The sequence below is a fragment of the Bifidobacterium polysaccharolyticum genome, assembly GCF_016101585.1.
Taxonomy (GTDB): domain Bacteria; phylum Actinomycetota; class Actinomycetes; order Actinomycetales; family Bifidobacteriaceae; genus Bombiscardovia; species Bombiscardovia polysaccharolytica.
This window is the reverse complement of sequence record NZ_JACFQG010000003.1, coordinates 1-1,731: the sequence shown is the minus strand read 5'-3', so window position 1 is coordinate 1,731 and position 1,731 is coordinate 1. Positions and strand designations below refer to the sequence as shown.

1 rRNA gene (only partly in view) is annotated in these 1,731 nt (G+C 61.6%); it reads right to left on the bottom strand.

Annotation, left to right across the window (positions count from 1 at the left end):
- Window positions 1-1,528: ribosomal RNA gene (locus tag H3T90_RS05595) — 23S ribosomal RNA — on the bottom strand (it extends 1,728 nt beyond the left edge of the window).
- Window positions 1,529-1,731 lie beyond the last annotated feature (203 nt).

The following is a 1,731-nucleotide window of genomic DNA, read 5'->3' as shown; positions in this document are numbered from 1 at the left end:
ACCGCCACCCGACACAGGTAAGGGCACGCTTCCGCGTCTTGGATTGGACGGCTTGACGCCGGTAGGAGAATATCGACTCCTTCATCCATTCGACTACGCCTGTCGGCCTCGCCTTAGGACCCGACTCACCCGGGGACGACGAACGTGGCCCCGGAACCCTTGGTCATCCAGCGGACGGGATTCTCACCCGCCTCTCGCTACTCATGTCTGCATTCTCACTTCCACGCGGTCCACGGCCGGCTCACGCCGCCGCTTCACCCCACGCGGAACGCTCTCCTACCCAGCACAGCGAACTGCGCTGCCGCGTCTTCGGTGGCGTGCTTGAGCCCCGCTACATTATCGGCGCGGAACCACTAGACCAGTGAGCTGTTACGCACTCTTTCAAGGATGGCTGCTTCTGAGCCAACCTCCTGGCTGTCTATGCGACTCCACATCCTTTCCCACTTAGCACGCGCTTAGGGACCTTAGACGACGATCTGGGCTGTCTCCCTCTCGACGACGGAGCTTATCCCCCGCCGACTCACTGCCGCGATACACCTCACACGTATTCGGAGTTTGGCTGCTGTCGGTACCCGATACGGGCCCTCAAGCATCCAGTAGCTCTACCCCATGGAGGCACTCACGCGACGCTGCACCGAAATGCATTTCGGAGAGAACCAGCTATCACGGAATTTGATTGGCCTTTCACCCCTAGCCCCAGGTCATCGGCCCGGTTTTCAACCCAGGTCCGTTCGGTCCTCCACGCGGTCTTACCCGCGCTTCAACCTGCCCAGGGCTAGATCATCCCGCTTCGGGTCCAGGACACGCGACTGGAAACGCCCTTATCGGACTCGCTTTCGCTACGGCTGCCCCACACGGGTTAGCCTCGCCACGCACCACTGACTCGCAGACTCATTTTTCGATAGGCACGCCGTCACCCCGAAAGGCTCCGACGGATTGTAGGCACACGGTTTCAGAAACTCTTTCACTCCCCTCCCGGGGTGCTTTTCACCTTTCCCTCACGGTACTCGTACGCTATCGGTCAGACAGGAATATTCAGGCTTACCCCACGGTCGGGGCCGATTCACACGGGATTCCACGAGTCCCGCGCTACTTGGGAACAAGAACCGGCAGGCGGCGCGCCTTCGGCTACGGGGCCATCACCCTCTACGGCCGGGAATTCAATCCCGTTCGCCTCACACGCCGCTTTATCACTGCCGCCGGGCCCGTCGGAGCCCGGACGCCAAGTCCCACAACACCCATGCCGCAACCCCCGACGGGTCTCACACGGCACCGGTTTGGCCATCATCCGCTTTCGCTCGCCACTACTCACGGAATATCCTTTCCTGCAGGTACTGAGATGTTTCACTTCCCTGCGTACCCCCCGCACGAATGCGGTGCCGGCCCATCACGGCCGGCGGGTTACCCCATTCGGACACCCTCGGATCAAAGCCCTGTCGGCGGCTCCCCGAGGCCTATCGCGGCCCCACGCGTCCTTCATCGGTCCTGTCTGCCAAGGCATCCACCATGCGCCCTTGCCGACAACACGACCACAGGCCATGCCACGACAACAACAACTGCGAACTGCCAGACGACAAATCATCACACTAAACGATCACAAAACGATCGACCCGAACCCACTCACATGGGCCCGGACGAAACAATACAGCAGACAGCCGGCACCAGGCCAGCCATCCGCTCGCGTCCACTATCCAGTTCTCAAGCCACCAGCGCGCCGCCGGCACCCGCCAC